Below are 17,417 nucleotides of genomic sequence, written 5' to 3' on the forward strand. Positions count from 1 at the left end.
GTTATTTTTTCGTTATTGACGGGCGAGCGAAACTCGCCCCTACACATCGTATCTTGTTGTTTGCATTGTAAATAGCGGACTGCCAAAGGCAGCCCCTACAGCGCGCTAATGTTATTCATTGCATAAGGCACGGGCGAGCGGAACTCGTCCCTACAATTATGAATTACGCATTAATAAGCCTTGCCCCAGTAAACCATATACTTAGCAGGCTTGCCGCAGCATACGCACTTGTCGCTGATCTGCTCCTGCTCGAATGGGATACATCTTGAGCCAACGCCTGTCTTTTCCTTAACCTCGTCCTCGCAGGCTTCTTCGCCGCACCACATTGCCTTTACGAAACCGTCGCCCTTTTCTTCAAGAGCATTTTTGATCTCGTCAAGAGTTGTACAGGTATAAGTCCTGTTTGCGCGGTTCTCGGCAGCCTTATTGAACATACCCTCGGGTATCTCCTTTTCGAGGAGTGCCTTTACATATACAGCAAGATCGCCGAGAGATACTGTTTTCTTTTCGCCGCTGTAACGTACAGCTACGATGCACTGATTTTCTTCTATATCACGAGGTCCTATCTCGATACGAACAGGAACGCCCTTCATTTCGTACTCGGCAAACTTCCAGCCCGGTGAGTTCTCGCTGTCATCGACCTTGACCCTGATACCTGCGGCTTTGAGCTCATTGAGAAGCTCGTTTGCCTTGTCGAGAACGCCCTCCTTGTGCTGTGCGATAGGTACGATAACTGCCTGTATCGGAGCTACAGCAGGAGGAAGTACGAGACCGCTGTTGTCGCCGTGAGTCATGATAACTGCACCGATAAGACGAGTTGTTACGCCCCAGCTTGTCTGGTGAGGATTTACTCTCTTGTTTTCCTTGTCTGTATATTCAATGCCGAAAGCCTTTGCAAAGCCGTCGCCGAAATAGTGTGAAGTACCTGCCTGTAAAGCCTTACCGTCGTGCATAAGAGCTTCGATAGCGTATGTTGATACAGCTCCTGCGAACTTGTCGCTCTCTGTCTTTTTGCCCTTTACAACAGGCATAGCAAGTGACTTTTCACAGAAATCAGCATACACATTGAGCATACGCTCTGTCTCCTCAATAGCTTCCTCAGCTGTTGCGTGGATAGTATGACCTTCCTGCCAGAGGAACTCTCTTGAGCGGAGGAAAGGACGTGTGGTCTTTTCCCAGCGAACAACGCTTACCCACTGGTTGTAGAGCTTAGGAAGATCACGGTATGAATGAACTATATTAGCATAATGCTCACAGAAAAGAGTCTCGGAAGTAGGACGTACGCAGAGTCTGTCCTCAAGCTTTTCGCTTCCGCCGTGAGTTACCCATGCAACCTCGGGAGCAAAGCCCTCAACGTGATCCTTTTCTTTCTGGAGAAGGCTCTCGGGGATAAACATAGGCATACAAACATTCTCGTGTCCCAGCTCCTTGAAAGTAGTATCAAGGATATGCTGCATATTCTCCCATATAGCGTAACCGTAAGGACGTATTACCATACAGCCCTTAACACTTGTATATTCGATAAGCTCTGCCTTTTTGCAGATGTCGGTATACCACTGAGCGAAATCCTCGTCCATTGAGGTTATCTCAGATACCAGCTTTTTATCTTTTGCCATAAATATGACCTCTTTCTGTAATATTTCAATAGATACATTAATTATATCATCTATTTATGATATTGTCAATCAAAAATCCCTGTCAGTGCAGTCTTTCTGCTCATATCTGAACTAACATATATACAAGCAGGTATGTGCAGACTAAAGCTCCGACTATCATTACTCCCGCAATGCACTTTCCGACAACTGTTTCGGGAGCTGAACCGCGGTTCTTTATGAAATGTATTGTCAGAAGCACCACTGCCAGAGCATTGTAAATGCCTAAAATGAGCCACCTGATGCTCATTTTATTGCTGAGCAGATCAATGTAGTATTCATTTGGAAGTATTCTGTAATCCGAGCCGGAAAAGTTTTCCTTTACCTTTCTGCTTGTGCTCTTTACATTGCCCTTTATTTCAACGCCGCTTATATTCTTATAGGTATCGCTGTCAAAGTTTTCGCCGAAGTCCTTGTCAGCACGTACCAGCAGTCCATGCTGCATATCGTCCGACATGATTATATAGTAGTATTCTTTCAGTATCGGCAAACCGCTTATTTTGTGAGAATACTCAAAGTTCGGGTGGTTTGCGCCGTAAGCAGGCTCACCGCTGACACTTTTTCCGCTTGATATGCCGTTTTGAAAAGCCTCTTCAAGAGAGATGCTTTCATTGAAAAATCCTGATATTCCCTTAAAAAGACCTAAAGCTGCCAAAAGAACCATGATTATTATAGCAGGTACAGGCGAGGCTTTCTTTCTGCCGCCTTCAAATGTTGGGGTTCCGTCCGAAAAATTTCTAAGATCCATAATAATTCTCCTTTGATAGTATTCGTAAGTATTCCGAGATTTACGGGGTGATGCAATACACGCTTATGATATCACAAATGCTGAAAAAAGTCAATATACAGCAAAAAGCTGCACGTACCAGCCGTGCAGCTTTTATATTTACCATATCATGTCTGAATTGAATTATTTTGAAGCGTTTCCGCCGACTTCCTGTAAGCCGTCTAAACCGCCCTCAAGATTGCGCTTGCCAAGGAGATACTCCTGTATTGCAAGTGCATCGTCATTTGTAACGCCCTTGCTTGTGCCTGCTATATCAGCATTTGCCCAGCCCTGCTTTGTGATAGCGTGTTCGTCTGTACCATCTATGCCGTACTTGTTAGGGTTAGCAAGTGCCTGCATGATGATAACAACGTCGCCCATGTCTATCTGACTGTCGTTGTTTGCGTCGCCGAACTTAGTTACCTTTACTTCTTCGCCTACAGATGTTGTTGTCTGAGCAGAAGTTGTAACTGATGTGGTCGTAGTTGTAGTAGTTGTTGTAGTTACCTTGCCGCCGTCTGCAATAGTAGTTCTTACAGGATCAGCAGCTGTTCTGTCGCCTACGATAGCCTTGAATGCAGGCTTAGCCATATAGTCCTTATCGAAGATAAGCGGATTCTGCGGAGCTCTCCAGCTCTTTGTATCTGTAACGCCCCAGAAGATAACAGCTGAGATCTTGTCAGCATACTTCTCGTAAAGCTTGAAGAGTCCCTTGTAGTAATCGCCCTGAACATCGAAATACTTATCTCCCGATCTGTCCTGTACAGTAGCATCAAGCTCTGTGATCTGAACATCGAGGCCAAGTCCTGTGTAATTCTTAAGAGCTGTCTCATACATAGAAAGTGAAGGGAATGCAGCCTGTAAGCTCTCTCTTACATCAAGGTGAGACTGCATACCGATACCGTCGATATTACCTGCCTTCTTTATTCTTTCAGCCATCTCGATCACGGCATTCATCTTGCCTGTCATGTACTCGTTGAAGTCGTTGTAGTAGAGCTTACAGCCCTTTGGAGCATACTCTCTTGCATACTCGAAAGCATAGTCGATGAATGAGTTGTCACCAAATACAGCGACCCAGTCAGAAGCAGCATAGTTGTTGGACTGAGCACAGTGACCTGCCTCACGCGGCTTACCGTCATCTGTCCATGCTTCGTTTACAACGTCGCAGGCATAAAAGTCTATATCAGGGTAAAGCTTTGTAAGAGTCTCGAAATAGCTCTTAATGTAGTTCTTCATACGAGCTTTCATCTTCTCGGGTGAAACGTAGTCCTTCTTCTCGTCGAAGTCTTCCTTGAAGAACCACTCAGGAGTCTGGCTGTGCCATACGAGAGTGTGAACTCTTACAGGGATACCATATTTTCTTGCATAATTGAGAACAGGCTTAGCCTGTGCAAAGCTTATCTGAGGAGTCTCGTCGTCGCCTGTCTCCTCGAAATATTTAAGTGTAGCGTCCTTATTGAGAACATAGTCGGGCTTCATCTGGTTGCCGACTGTGATGCTCTCGCCGAAGTGCTTCTGTACCAGATCCATAAATGGCTGTGAAGCAAGGTCATCAGGAGTAAGAGCAGTACCTATCTTGAACTGATCCTTGTATAACTCGCTGAGTGAAGGAAGATCCTTCTCAATATCTATATGAGGAGCTTCAACGATCTTGAAGTCGTCAATGTAAAGATCGTCCGAGCCGCCCTCAAAGTAAACATAAACGCCTTCCATACCGTCGCTGTAGCTTATAGGCACGTCCTTTACAGTTGCCCAGTCGCTGCCGTTCAGGTTCTGAACGAGGTTGGAGTAAGATGTAACTCCGTCAGCTGTTGACTGGAAGCTGAGCATAGCACTTGTGTAGTACTTACCCTTTACGGAAGCACTGAGGTAATACTGCTTATTTGGTTCGAGTACGCCGTCAAGACGGAATGCAGGACCGTTCCAGCTCTCGCTTCTTCCGCTTGCAAGAAGTCCGCTCTTGCCGCTCTTTGCAGCGTCTGCCGAAATAGATACCTTTGTAGTATCGTCGCCGCCTCTGTTTGACCAGTTAGCGAGATCGTCCTCGCTCTCAAAGCCAAGATCGAATACTACCTTTCCCTCTGCTGATGCAGAAACCTTGTTGTTTGTCAGCTGTACGTCTGCGGGTGCTACCGCATGAACAGCTGCTGCTGTTGCTGTCAGTGTCATAGCTGCACCCATAACACCTGCGATCAGCTTGTTGATGTGTTTTCCTTTCATAGTAAATTCCTCCAAAAATAAATTTTTGTGTTTATATTGTATCACGATTGTGCAAATAAGTCAATGATTATGGGGGCTAAAAAGCAATAATTGGCAAGAATACATATATGACAATAAAAATGGTCAGGGCAGTTCGAGTGAGTAGAGAGTAGTCAGTAGTTGTTAGTGATCAGTGCATAGTGGTTAGTGTAGGGGACGGCGTAGCTAAATGCTGCACGTCCCCTCTGTCCTATGGACATCTCCCTGTACTACAGGGTGTCGCTCGGCGTTCCGAGCGAATAGTAGGGGCGGATAATATCCGCCCTTTGCACTTTTTCCTGATTATACGGGTGAGCGGAACTCGCTACTCACTACTTACCTGCGGACGACCAATGGTCGTCCCTACAGTACTACTCTCTAATTACTACTCCCTACTCACTTGCTAAAGGCTAAGGGCTAACGCTCAACAATTTGCACACAATTTCACGGAATATCTCCGCATTTTTCTACTTCAAAAAATTGAAATGAAACATGAGAAAGAGAGAGAAACAGAGCATAAGTGAGAGATTGAGAGAGAAAACAGGGTATATATTAAAAAAATTCCCGAAAAACTCTTGACATACTCTTTTATATCGTGTATAATAAGTCTTGCACTGTGAAGGAACAGGCGTTTTTTCGGGAAGCAAGAGGCAGGTCCTTAAAGCTTCATTCGGAGGCTCTGCCTCTTGTTTCCGAATTCGCTTTCCTTCCGAAATATAATTACAGGAGGAAAATATTATGTCAACTACACTGGCAAAACCCACTGAAGTAAGCCGTACTTGGTATATCCTCGACGCTGAAGGTCAGTCCCTCGGTCGTGTTGCTGCTAAGGCTGCTCACATTCTCAGAGGCAAGCATAAGCCCACTTATACTCCCAACGTAGATTGCGGAGATCACGTTATCGTTATCAACTGCGCTAAGGCTGTTCTTACAGGAAGAAAGCTCGAGCAGAAGAAGTACTACTGGCACACAGGCTGGATCGGCGGTCTCAAGTCCATTTCTTACAAGGACATGATGGCTGAGCAGGCTGACAGAGCTATGATGATCGCTGTTAACGGTATGCTCCCTAACAACAGCCTCGGCAGAGCTCAGCTCAAGAGACTCAGAACCTACAAGGACGCTAATCACAAGCAGGAGGCTCAGAAGCCTGTTGCTTACGAGCTTTAATAGGAGGTGCTTTTAAATGTACGAATCAAAAGTTAAATACTACTACGGAACAGGCAGAAGAAAGCACTCCGTAGCAAGAGTAAGAATTTACCCTGGTTCAGGTAATGTTACTATAAACGGCAGAGGCATTGATGAGTATTTCGGTCTCGAAACACTCAAGCTCATCGTTCGTCAGCCTCTCGCTCTTACTGACAATGTTGAGAAGTTCGACGTTGTTTGCACAGTTGCAGGCGGCGGCGTTACCGGTCAGGCTGGTGCTATCAGACACGGTATCTCAAGAGCTCTTCTTGAATTCGATGCTGAGCTCCGTCCTGCTCTCAAGAAGGCTGGATTCCTCACTCGTGACCCAAGAATGAAGGAGAGAAAGAAGTACGGTCTCAAGGCTGCTCGTCGCGCTCCTCAGTTCTCAAAGAGATAATCAGTCCCGAACTTACTTTTTTATCAAAAACAACGAAAAACCTCGTAAACACTGCGTTTGCGAGGTTTTCTTTATGCATGAAAAGCGCGCTGAGAACTGCTAAAAAACTGTCGGTAGCACCCGTACAGCACCCATACAGCACCCACTATTATATAACCTTGAAGCAATGCAAGCGAGTATAACTATTTATGCCCTGACAAGAAGGTATGGGAGGACTCAGGCTATTTCAGGTCAGAAGCGGAGGTCGGCGATGAATAATCTGAACTTTCTGAAAACTTTTTCTGATATTCAATGTTTTTTCGTTGAAAAGTCCCGTTTTTTACCCCTTTTATAAAAGGAGGTCTTAAAATGGAAAAGACAATAACTGAAACCAATACCGAACTATCCGCTGTGACATATGATGATATACTGAACAATACAGAGACATATGAAAAGATCCTCATGCTGCCTGATGAGTTTGCGATATCGCAGTATATCACGGCACTGAGGCAGATAGCAAAGAAGTTCAAACTGACTTCTGACTTCGACAGGCTTGCAGCTCCATATAAGGAAAAGGCACTGAGGAAGCTCAAAGAAGCCGCACATCAGGAAAAGACCGAAGATAAGAGCGAATATCCGAAGTGGTGGGACGGCTTGCAGATCAATGAGGATATGTTCTGTACAGAGCTCCTGTCATATCTGGAGTTATCCTGCATCAATGGAATATTCTATGATAATGACGGCGAATATCCCTTAGAAGAGCTGAACAACCTTATTTATCGCTGTATAAGTCAGTATGTGACAAAAAACGTAGCAGACCGCACCAAGCGTCTTGTGGAGGCTATGAAGATAAAATGCTATCGCCCTGCACCCGTTCCCGATGAAAAGACCATACACGTTAAAAACGGCACACTTCATCTATCAGAAGGTCACTTTGAATTTTCATACGAAAAGAAGTTCACCCTGAACCGTCTGGACATCAATTACGAACTTGACGCACCAAAGCCCGAACGCTGGCTCAGCTTTGTACGCGAGCTTCTGAATGAGCAGGACGTACTGACCTTGCAGGAGTATATGGGGTATCTGATGATACCGTCAACAAGAGCGCAGAAAATGCTGATGATCTCAGGCAACGGCGGCGAGGGAAAGTCCCGTATCGGCAAGGTGCTTTTTGAGATCATGGGATATAAGAATTCTGTAAGCGGAAGTGTGTCAGGTCTGGACAACGGAGCTGCTGCCCGATTTAACAAGGTCAAGCTCCTCGGCAAGCTCTGCATGATAGATGATGATATGGATATGTCGGCACTTGAAAAGACAGAGTTTCTCAAACAGCTTATCACAGCGGAGATACCAATGGAGATCGAACCAAAAGGCAGCCCTTCATTTCAGGCACTTCTGTATACAAGAGTTATCGCATTCGGAAACACTCCGCTCTCTGCTCTTTATGACCGCAGTCAGGGGTTCTTCCGCAGGCAGATGATACTGATCGCAAAGCCCGTTCCGAAAGACAGGGTAAATGACAAGCACCTGATAGAAAAACTGCTTGCTGAAAAAGAAGGAATATTCCTCTGGTGCCTTGAAGGATTGGAGCGGCTCATCGCCAATGACTTTGAGTTTACGATCAGCGATCAGGCGAAAGAAAATCTCAGGCGAAGCGAGCGTGAGAGCAATAATATTATTCCTTTTATGGAGAGCGAACATGACTTCAAGTATGACGCTGTGGGACAGATACATTCGCAGGAATTATACTGGGCTTATCAAAGCTGGTGCAGGCTCAACAGCCTTGATGAATTATCAAGGAGAACATTCACTGGCTACCTGAAATCTCACGCCGATGACTATAACATCACCTACACGGAAAATGCCGTCAATGAACAAGGCAGGAGAGCCAGAGGATTTATCGGAATGAGATACACTTATCGTCCCCCGACGATCATGTATTGAGCAACAGTTTTACACGATTCGATACACACTTTTATACACACCTGAAAAGAAAGGATATCGGGGCTTACACACTTACACAGATATTCTGTTTCTTTGATATGGGAAAGCCAAAGAAATATTTTTTCTTTTTTGATGATAAAACTTCGGTCAGCTCTGCCGCTGCGTGTGAAGTGTGTAACCGTGTGAAGCGAATAGCTTTCAGAAAAGAAAAATGACAAGTCAGACAGGCACAGAAATGCCCGAGATCATCTTTTGAAAAAGAGAAACACGAAACTACACCATACAAAGCTTGAGAGACCGAATACTCGAAAATGCGCAATAAATGCCTAATATTATTTATAATAAGCGATTGACTTTTCAATTATAGTATGATAAAATGTAATTATTCAAAACATAATTTTTTACCCAAATTATACAGGAGGTTTATTATGAAAAGTACAAACAAATTAAAAAGGCTCATCAGCCTGATCGTAACTATGGTGATCTCTGTATCTATCCTTGCATTTGCAACAGGAACTACAACAGCGGAAGCACCTAATTATCTCTCACCATACCCTGCACTCCGCGTACAGGCACACGTTCAGAACATCGGCTGGCAGGATCCTGTAACAGAGATAATGGGCGGCAGAGATAATACCGGAGCCAGCGTAGTTGTAGGTACTACAGGCAGATCACTCAGACTTGAAGCTTTAAGGTTCGGCATCATCAATCGTCCTGTCGGCGGCGGCGGCATTGAAATAAATGCTCATCTTGCAGGCACAGGCTGGACAGGCTTCAAAAGAGCGATTATCCCCAATATGGTAGAAATAGGAACTACAGGTCAGTCAAGAGCTATCGAAGCTGTTCAGATCAGACTCACAGGCAGACTTGCAAAATACTACACTATCGAATACAGAATGCACTTAGCAGGCACAGGCTGGACAGGTTACAGCAGAAACGGTATGACTTGCGGAACTACAGGTCAGTCACGCCGTGCAGAAGCTCTGGAAATAAGAATTAAATAAGCATATCACACAGAAACATCAGCTCGCAGGTATCCCCTGCGAGTTTTTCTTTTGCCTTTATCATATCATAATTCGCTGCAAGAATTTATTATTTTCGGAGGCAAAAAAATTCAGCAGTCTCATAGGTTTCGGGGTCTGCAAAAGGGAGATATCACTAAAAATATCACATTTTAGCTACCACAAGCAGTCAACGCAGAGAAAAGAGCTCGTTTTTTCTCCGAAATCTCCTATTATATCATCGTATATCATATCATCATAGTCCCCGTATGAAGCAGTGTGATCCCGCTTATTTCCCTTCGTCAAAGCTCACAATTACGCCCCGAAAAGCAGCAGTTTTTCTGTTATCTGCCGCTCATAAAGTATAGATTTTGCTATTATCAACAGATTTACTCAATATTTTTGATATATACAAACTGTTTAGCAACATATAGTTTTTATAAACAGAGATTACCATTTATACCGTTTGTATTAAATATTAAGTAATATTTTTTGCGTATTATGAATTTTCGGTTAATATAACATACTTTTTATCTAAGCGTGATAACTGTCTATATTTAGCCAAACTCAAATTTGAATTTTTGCATTTTTGCCGCTCACAGCACAATATGAACATTTTATAAAGTTGAAATATCCACCTTTTCATCATTTTAGGGGTTGATGAAAACTTGTATAAAGGTGTATAATTTTATTATAAAGAACATATGCAGTAACAAGCCTTCCAATCAAAATCAATTAGTATTTCGATTATGAGGGATTTTTTTATCACCATATCACGAGGTACTAATGCTACTAATTTAAAAATGTGAGGTGAAATAATGAATTCAGAGGCGATCTTTAATGCTGCTCATTCAACAGCTATAAGACTTTTAGAAGCAGGAGCTTTTGTTACACCGTCTGACACAGTCTGCGCTTTGCAGACAGCCTCCGGTAGGATCTTCACCGGCATTAGCCGCTCAGACATGAATAATCCTATCCACGCCGAGATCGACGCGGTAAACAATATGCTCGCATCAGGCGAAAGAATAGTTATCGGTCTTCTTCTGATAAGCACACAGATGAGGGCTCCCATGCTGCCATGCAGCAACTGTCTTGGCTATATCTTATCGCTTGCACAGGAAAACATGGGGTGTATGGTCATGCTGCAGGACAGGATGATCAGCATAAACGAGGTCGGGATGTTCGCCGCACCGCCGCCACCTATGGGCGGAATGATGGAAAATCCTAATTTCGTCGGACATACACCTATACAGCCGCAATTTACATCAGCCCACGCTGTCGCTGCTGCACCTATCCCTCCACCACCTGCTGCTTCCATTACAGCACCTCCCCCCGCACCTGTTCCTCAAGCATCTGATGCAGATACCCCTGAACCGGATATTACAACAGTCTCAGAAACTTCAGCAGCGAACACCGAAAACGCTACAGGCGATCTTCTGAAAAACAAGGTCAACAGTCTTTTAAGATCAGTTGACGATGACACTGACGAGTTTCTTGATAGTTTGCCAACAAAGAAAAAGAGATTTGGCTTCTTCAGGAAGTAATATTTAAAAAAACAGGGAGGATTTTTTAATATGAGAGGACAAAAAAAGATGTCTGCTGTAAGCCTCGCGCTTATAATACAGCTTATTATAATGGTAGTGCTGTCTTTAGCTATCACAAAAACAATAAGCTCAACGACACGAAGCAATTCTATCCGCAATCTTGAAACAATTACCGAAGAACGTGCAAACATCATCGAAACATACGTAAGGAATGCCGAGGATAAGCTTACATACTTCAGCAAGGCAGGCGAAGTTAAACAGCTCCTTCTCGATCCTGAAAACTCTGCACTTCAGGCTTCCGCTCAGGCTTATACCGAGGACTATTCAAGAGATATAGATAACCTGGAAGGACTCTGGATAGGCGAGTGGAACACTCACTGTATCGCACATACAAATCCCGAAACAGTCGGAATTACAACAAGAAAAGAAGAAACTTCCCTCCGCCAGCTTCAGGACGCACTTGTAAGTGCAGGCGACGGAGTATACAACACAGGCATTATAATCTCCCCTGCAACGGGTAAACAGATAGTATCAATGTATAAAGCCGTATACGGAGACAACGGAGAGCCTGTCGGCTTCGTCGGACTCGGAATATACACAGAGGGGCTTGTAAATACACTCGATACGCTCTCTATCAAAGGTGTAAAAGATGTTTCTTACACTATGATAAATGTCAAGGACGATAAGTATATCTTCAATAAAAACTCAGAACTCATCGGTACTGAGACCACAAACAAGACTATCAAGTCCATATGCAAGGACCTTCGCGGCAACGGCAAGGACACGACCGGTAACTTTGAGTATAAGGAAAACGGTACAAAATATATCGGCATCTACTCTTACATACCCGATTATAAATGGATGTTCATTCTCAATGATACCAAGAGCGAAGTTTATTCACTCTCACATCTCATGCGTATCTATATGGGTGCATTCGGTATTGCTGTCATAGTACTTATACTTATATTCAACTTTATCTCCAAGAAGCAGGAAAAGGCAAATCAGAAGCTTGCTTCTACTATCATCAAGAGCAACAAAACCAAGGAATCTCTTTATACTGCTATGTTCAAGGATGTTCTTACAGAAGTACGAAACAGGATCGCTTTCTCTATGGATTTTGAGGAGAAAAGCTCAACTCCAAACGAACCTTATTACTTCGTAATGTACAATATAAACGGTTTCAGCGATGTAAATACCCGCTATGGAAACGATGTAGGTGACTGGCTGCTCGTCAGAACTGTTGATATCTTAGGTCAGGTATTCAAGGGCAGCAAGATATACCGTACGGGCTCAGATGAGTTCATCGTTGCTGTAAAGGGCAATATCAATGATATCGCTTATACAGACGTTATCGAAGATGCTACAGACGCTTACAAACGTCTTACATCAGGTCAGAATACCCCTATGGGCAGGATCAATTTTGAGTTCAGATCATCTGTCTGCAAGAAGAGCGGTGCTATTAATACTTCCATCATCACAGTCCTCAAGGACATGATAAATAAGAACAAAAACGCCACAGTCGGTCAGATCACTTACAATGACCTCGATTCATAAATTCACTGTACCCCTGCTTTATGCAGGGGTATTTTTTGTTGACAAGCTCCTGCTCATCGTGATATAATTAGTAAAACCAACATTTTTCTACACTTTTCGACGGAGGATAATACTATGAATATTCTTGTTATCGGCAACGGATTTGATCTCGCTCACGGTCTGCCTACTAAGTATCAGGACTTTTTGAAATTTGCTCAGTATTTAAATTTATATCTGATTGATAATGACGATGATGAATTTAATTATGATCAATTAGTCCGTACTTATGGAGATGATACTGATAATAAATATTATGATTATATAGCAAATCTCGATTCAAACTTATGGCAAGAGTATTATGACCTTATAATTGACAATGTATGGTTTAAGCATTTCCATAAGCAGTATGATAAAAAACTGAAAAACAAGGTGAACTGGATAGATTTTGAGGCAGAAATAGCCGATGTTGTTCAGGAACTGGACAGAATAAGAAAAGTATTGTTAAACACAAAAGGCATAACAAACGATAGAATACATACCAAAATAGATACTGAATATGAAATAATAGAAAACATAAGTCAGCCTTTAGGGTCAGGCTTTTCTCTTAGCGAAAATGCTTTTTCGCTCCAGAGAGTATCGACTATAAAAAACGAACTCTTCAACGATCTGAATAAACTTATACGCTGTCTTGAACTATACCTTACCGATTTCCTTGACGAATGTTTTGATTATGATAAATGTACGCCAATAGAACCATTTAAAAGTACAAGGTTCGATCATGTCCTTAACTTTAATTATACAAATACATATATAAAATTATACACACCACATCTTACAGGAAAATTTGAGAATGGTTTCTGCAACTACATACACGGAAAAGCAAAAAAAGAAAACACTATTGAAAACTGCAACCTCGTCCTCGGAATAGGTGAATACCTCAAAGGCGATGAAAAAGATAACGATAACGAATATATCGAATTCAAAAAATTCTATCAGCGTATATTCAAAGGAACAGGCAGCGCGTATACAAGGTGGTTAAACAAGGAACTGCTCCCTAAAGATGTGATTGATCCCGAAAAAAGAATACACACTTACATTTATGGACACTCCCTTGCAACAACTGACGAAGATATAATAAAAAACCTTATAAGGAAATCTGACAAAACAACGATCTACTATTACAGAAAGAGCGATCTGCACGATATAATCCTTAATCTTGTACAGATAATCGGTGAGGAAGAGCTTATAGACCGAACCGCAGATGAGCATAGGTCTATTATCTTCAAACCCAATCCATAATCATAACGTATTGACAAAATAACGTAATTATGGTACAATGATAAAAAATTCAAACGCAAGAGGCTGATAGTATGTTTTGGAAAATCAGAAACGTACAACTGAAAAAAGGTTATTATTTCCCGATGACGGGGATAATGCGCCCTTTTTCAGCTTTAGCCAGCTAAAGTTTGTAAAGGTACTATAATAAAATATGCGCATTATCTCCTTAACTGCTTTTAAAATTCAGTTTAAGGAGATTTTTTATGTTTAATATCAGAAAACAATTATCAAAGCTATATTTATCATCTGTTCTCGGCAATTTATCCCTTACAGGGGCATGGGTGGCAATACTCGCTGCAAGAGGCTTCTCTCTCGTTGAAATAGGCATAGCCGAGACGGTATTTCACATCACAAGCATTATATTCGAGCTGCCCTCGGGAGTCATGGCGGACGTTTTCGGCAGAAAGAAAATGCTCATAGTCAGCACTATTATGCAGATACTGGGCAGTATCGCCATGATAGCCTCAAACGACCTGTTCATGGTATGTGTTGCTATTGCATTACACGCGCTGTGTTATAACTTCTCATCGGGCACGGGCGATGCTCTCGCCTACGACTCTATGAAAAAGGCACGTATTCAAAGCAAATTCGAGAAATACGAGTCCAATCAGCTGGTAATATACCGCGTTTGCAGCGGCATATCCACTCTCTGTGCAGGACTTGCCCTTGCAATAGGCTACAGGCTCGCATACGGCACAGAGCTCATAACCTGCTTGATACAGCTTTACGTCATCTCCACTCTCAGTGAAGTCAAAAGCAAAGAATCAGCCCACTCCGAAAGCACCATGCATAAGATACTAAGCTGCGTCAGGGAAAGCCTTTCCTTTCTGAAACAGGCGCGAAAGGCTCTCGGACTTATGATGTGCAATTCTTTTGTGGGAGCTGTAGACATACTGCTGCTGTTCTTCTTACAGGCGAAGCTGCCCGAAAAAGGTATACCTCAATGGGGACTTGGTCTTGCTCTGCTGTTTATGGAGCTCGGCGGCGTTGTGGGTTCAAGGCTTATACTCAAATTCCCGAAAGTAAGCTATAAGGTCATATTTATGATAACAACAGCCCTTGTGCTCACGGGAGTGGGTATAGAACACTCGACAAGCTATATTGCAGCTGCTATAGGCGGATTTATCTCCGCAGTCGGCGACGACGCACTACAGGTCAGAACAAATGCGAAGCTGCAAAAGATGTTCCCCTCAGAACAGCGAGCAACTCTCACATCGGTGGAGTCATTCAGCTTCTCAGTCATAATGATAGTGCTCTCTCCCCTTGCAGGTTTTGTTTTCACATACTGGTAAAAAGTCCGAAAACGATATGTACGATACTCACAGAAAAGTTTTATAACTATTATTGAGAGAGACCCTTTTGAAAAAGGGTCCCTCTAACGGAGGCGAGCCCCTCTGTCACTGTGTGACATCTCCCCGCACTGCGGGGAGTCACCCTCAAACTCCCTCCCTAAAACTTCTGTTTTTATTTTTTTTCAGATAGGGCGCGACCTATATACTTGTAGGTCTTTTTTTTCGTACGCGCCCTATCTGGAAAAAAATCAGATAAAAGTCTTTGGAAAGGGGTTCGGGGAAGAACCTTTCCTCAGAAAGGTTTTCCCCGAGTAATAACTATAAGCTTCTCTATGTGTACCAAACGTATTGCTTTCGGACTTTTCGTCAATATAGTATTGCGGTAAAATAGACCAGTGAAGACAGTGCTGCAAATACCACCGATGCAGCAAGCAGACCTGTTTTCATTAACTTTACTGCAGCGTTTCCGTCCTTTTCGTCGTCAGGCATGACAAAGCCGAGGAAAAGAGCTCCGATAATAACAGTCGGCATGAGATAGCGGAAATTCATACTGCAAACGAACCGATAATTCATGGACAGCATATAAAGATTGCCCACAAGCATAACGTAGAAGCTTACGAAAAACAGCTTCTGAACTCTGTCTGCCTTGCACTTTCTGACAGTACCAACAATTATCGAAACGAAAGCAGCTGCGGCAATCAATGTAGCAAGCCAGAAAAAGACTACGCAAACCTTGTCCATATACTGCCTTGACGCAAAGTTATTTCCGTTGATGAACTCGCCGAAAATGGAATTCTTGAGAATGGCTATCAGCGGATTATGCTCGTTAAAGCCATGTGGTGCGCCGTTTTCGTCACGCCACAGCCAGTTCTCATAGACGTTTTTCACCTGAACAAGTGAAAAATCGGTAATACGCTCCCAAAAAGTTATACCCTTTATGGACTGATCCATTTCGGGGAGCTCCTGCACATAAGTTAGAGGTATACCCCAGCGGATAAGACTGCGCACAGGGAACAAAAGTCCGAGAGGAGCGCATATACAGCCGAAAACAGTGAACTGTCCAACGTATTTCTTCCATGAAGTCTTGATATTCCTGATGAAAACTACAAGAAAAACAAAAGCAACAGGTGGAGCCACAAGAGCCGCTGAGAGCTTCGACATCATGCCCAGACCAATGCAAAGGGCGATGCAGACGATGTTCTTCATGGTAGGTTCTTTGTACCATTTGACGGTGGACCAGACAGCTCCCATAGTCAGAGCCCACGCAAGAGCATCGTTGTTCACGAGGCTGCCGAGGAAGGTGAAGCAGGGGTGAAAAGCCGTAATGATGAGCGGAATGTAAAGAGCCTTGCCGTCCAGCTTGAAATAGCGGAATATCTTGTAAGCGGTAATGATTATGGTCAATGCATAGAACATAGTGAGTACCTGTATGGACTCCACAGCCTTGTCCATATCCATGCCGAAAATACCGTTCAATATCTTTAACCATACCGCACTTAAAGCGTGATGCAGAGGTGGGTGGCAATACTGAGAGATCCCTCTGTAATCACTGTCGTAGAGATGATGATTGTAAAAAAGATACGCCACGTAGCCAAGGTGTCCCGGAGCTGCTTCATCGGGCTCTCCGAACCAGTTAACGTCATGCTGACGCTCGTAAACGGTAGTTCCAAGCACATAGGTAAGCTTAACGGTAAAGCTGAGGCAGAATATCAGAAGGCAGTTGAACTGACGTTTAAACTCCTTCCTGTAAAACGTAAAATACAATGTCAGCGAAAGGACAGTGCCCACTATCATGACCATTGCAAGCCTTTGGTTGAATGTCCTTACGTAGGAAATTCCAAGTACTCCTATGGCAGCTGCCGCGATAGTAAACGGCAGTGAAACCTTGATGTCATAGCCGCGCCGTCCGCACACAACAGCGATAACAAAGGAAGATACCACACAGTAAACGAGGAACAAGGCTCCTATGCCAAATCTTGACTCTTCCATCACTGAAGCGTGAAAAGGCAGCAAGGCAAGCACACAGGCGATAAAAGCCGAAATATAGGAATGTGACGATAAAAATCCGAATATGCGCGAAACAGTATCGGCTGTTCCGCTTTTGTTGGTATGACTGATCTTCATTTCATTCTCCTTATTAAATCAGATAGTTAATTTTATCACATTACAGTATAGTTGTCAAATAAAAAAGGACTACAAGAAGTAGTCCTTTAGAGTGTCGGCACTGATTTAGTTTCCCGGGCCGTCGCCAGCCAAGTATCGTCAACGCGAATGAGCTTAACTTCCGTGTTCGGAATGGGAACGGGTGTGACCTCATTGCCATAAGCACCGACTAAATATTTGTGAAGTTTTGAAACGAATAAAGCGTAATGCGAGGCAAGAACAAAGAAATTCAGAAGTAAAAAGGAAAAGCCCTCGACCGATTAGTACTCGCAAGCTGAACGTGTCACCACGCTTACACTTTGAGCCTATCAAACTCATAGTCTTTGAGAGGTCTTACTCTTACGAAGGGATATCTTATCTTAAGGTCGGCTTCACGCTTAGA

General features: G+C 43.3%; 12 protein-coding genes and 2 rRNA genes. 8 read left to right on the forward strand and 6 right to left on the reverse strand.

From position 1 onward, the window contains the following. Positions 1 to 170: 170 nt before the first annotated feature. From proS to BLW60_RS13400, 3 genes are all read right to left on the reverse strand, one after another. The gene (proS, locus tag BLW60_RS13390; protein WP_074718228.1) at positions 171 to 1,616 is read right to left on the reverse strand and encodes a proline--tRNA ligase; all 1,446 of its coding nucleotides are present in this window, start codon (positions 1,614 to 1,616) and stop codon (positions 171 to 173) included. A gap of 100 nt (positions 1,617 to 1,716) precedes the next feature. Continuing rightward, complete coding sequence (locus tag BLW60_RS13395) at positions 1,717 to 2,400, reverse strand: hypothetical protein (RefSeq protein WP_074718230.1); 684 nt, start codon at positions 2,398 to 2,400, stop codon at positions 1,717 to 1,719. A gap of 162 nt (positions 2,401 to 2,562) precedes the next feature. After that, entirely contained in the window at positions 2,563 to 4,638 is a 2,076-nt protein-coding gene (locus tag BLW60_RS13400) for an endo-1,4-beta-xylanase (RefSeq protein ID WP_081348265.1), read from the reverse strand. Between the two features lie 756 nt (positions 4,639 to 5,394). Here BLW60_RS13400 and rplM point away from each other — a divergent pair. From rplM to BLW60_RS13445, 8 genes are all read left to right on the forward strand, one after another. Continuing rightward, positions 5,395 to 5,823: a 50S ribosomal protein L13 gene (rplM, locus tag BLW60_RS13405; RefSeq protein WP_074718232.1), complete on the forward strand. Its 429-nt coding sequence runs from the start codon at positions 5,395 to 5,397 to the stop codon at positions 5,821 to 5,823. A 16-nt stretch (positions 5,824 to 5,839) separates the two neighbouring features. Beyond that, positions 5,840 to 6,241 carry a 30S ribosomal protein S9 gene (gene rpsI / locus BLW60_RS13410; protein WP_074718234.1) on the forward strand — a complete coding sequence of 134 codons (402 nt, stop codon included), beginning with the start codon at positions 5,840 to 5,842 and terminating at the stop codon, positions 6,239 to 6,241. A 348-nt stretch (positions 6,242 to 6,589) separates the two neighbouring features. Continuing rightward, positions 6,590 to 8,164 carry a DNA primase family protein gene (locus tag BLW60_RS13415; RefSeq protein ID WP_081348266.1) on the forward strand — a complete coding sequence of 525 codons (1,575 nt, stop codon included), beginning with the start codon at positions 6,590 to 6,592 and terminating at the stop codon, positions 8,162 to 8,164. A gap of 428 nt (positions 8,165 to 8,592) precedes the next feature. Continuing rightward, the gene (locus tag BLW60_RS13425) at positions 8,593 to 9,168 is read left to right on the forward strand and encodes a hypothetical protein (RefSeq protein ID WP_074718238.1); all 576 of its coding nucleotides are present in this window, start codon (positions 8,593 to 8,595) and stop codon (positions 9,166 to 9,168) included. Between the two features lie 815 nt (positions 9,169 to 9,983). Continuing rightward, positions 9,984 to 10,709, forward strand: coding sequence for a cytidine deaminase (locus BLW60_RS13430; RefSeq protein WP_074718240.1), 726 nt, complete (start codon positions 9,984 to 9,986; stop codon positions 10,707 to 10,709). 30 nt (positions 10,710 to 10,739) lie between these two features. After that, on the forward strand, positions 10,740 to 12,263 hold the full coding sequence (locus BLW60_RS13435; protein ID WP_074718242.1) for a diguanylate cyclase domain-containing protein: 1,524 nt from the start codon (positions 10,740 to 10,742) through the stop codon (positions 12,261 to 12,263). A gap of 114 nt (positions 12,264 to 12,377) precedes the next feature. Further along, positions 12,378 to 13,541, forward strand: coding sequence for an AbiH family protein (locus tag BLW60_RS13440; RefSeq protein ID WP_074718244.1), 1,164 nt, complete (start codon positions 12,378 to 12,380; stop codon positions 13,539 to 13,541). A gap of 242 nt (positions 13,542 to 13,783) precedes the next feature. Then, a complete protein-coding gene (locus BLW60_RS13445) occupies positions 13,784 to 14,872 on the forward strand; it encodes an MFS transporter (protein ID WP_074718246.1) in 1,089 nt (362 codons plus the stop codon). Positions 14,873 to 15,238: 366 nt separating this feature from the next. Here BLW60_RS13445 and BLW60_RS13450 read toward each other — a convergent pair whose 3' ends face one another. The 3 genes from BLW60_RS13450 to BLW60_RS13460 form a co-directional block, all read right to left on the reverse strand. After that, positions 15,239 to 16,996: a glycosyltransferase family 39 protein gene (locus BLW60_RS13450; protein WP_074718248.1), complete on the reverse strand. Its 1,758-nt coding sequence runs from the start codon at positions 16,994 to 16,996 to the stop codon at positions 15,239 to 15,241. 92 nt (positions 16,997 to 17,088) lie between these two features. Next, a 5S ribosomal RNA gene (gene rrf / locus BLW60_RS13455) occupies positions 17,089 to 17,205 on the reverse strand. Between the two features lie 69 nt (positions 17,206 to 17,274). Further along, positions 17,275 to 17,417, reverse strand: a 23S ribosomal RNA gene (locus BLW60_RS13460); the annotation flags it as partial.

Origin of the sequence: Ruminococcus flavefaciens, from assembly GCF_900108555.1 — a bacterium.
GTDB lineage: Bacteria > Bacillota > Clostridia > Oscillospirales > Ruminococcaceae > Ruminococcus > Ruminococcus flavefaciens_P.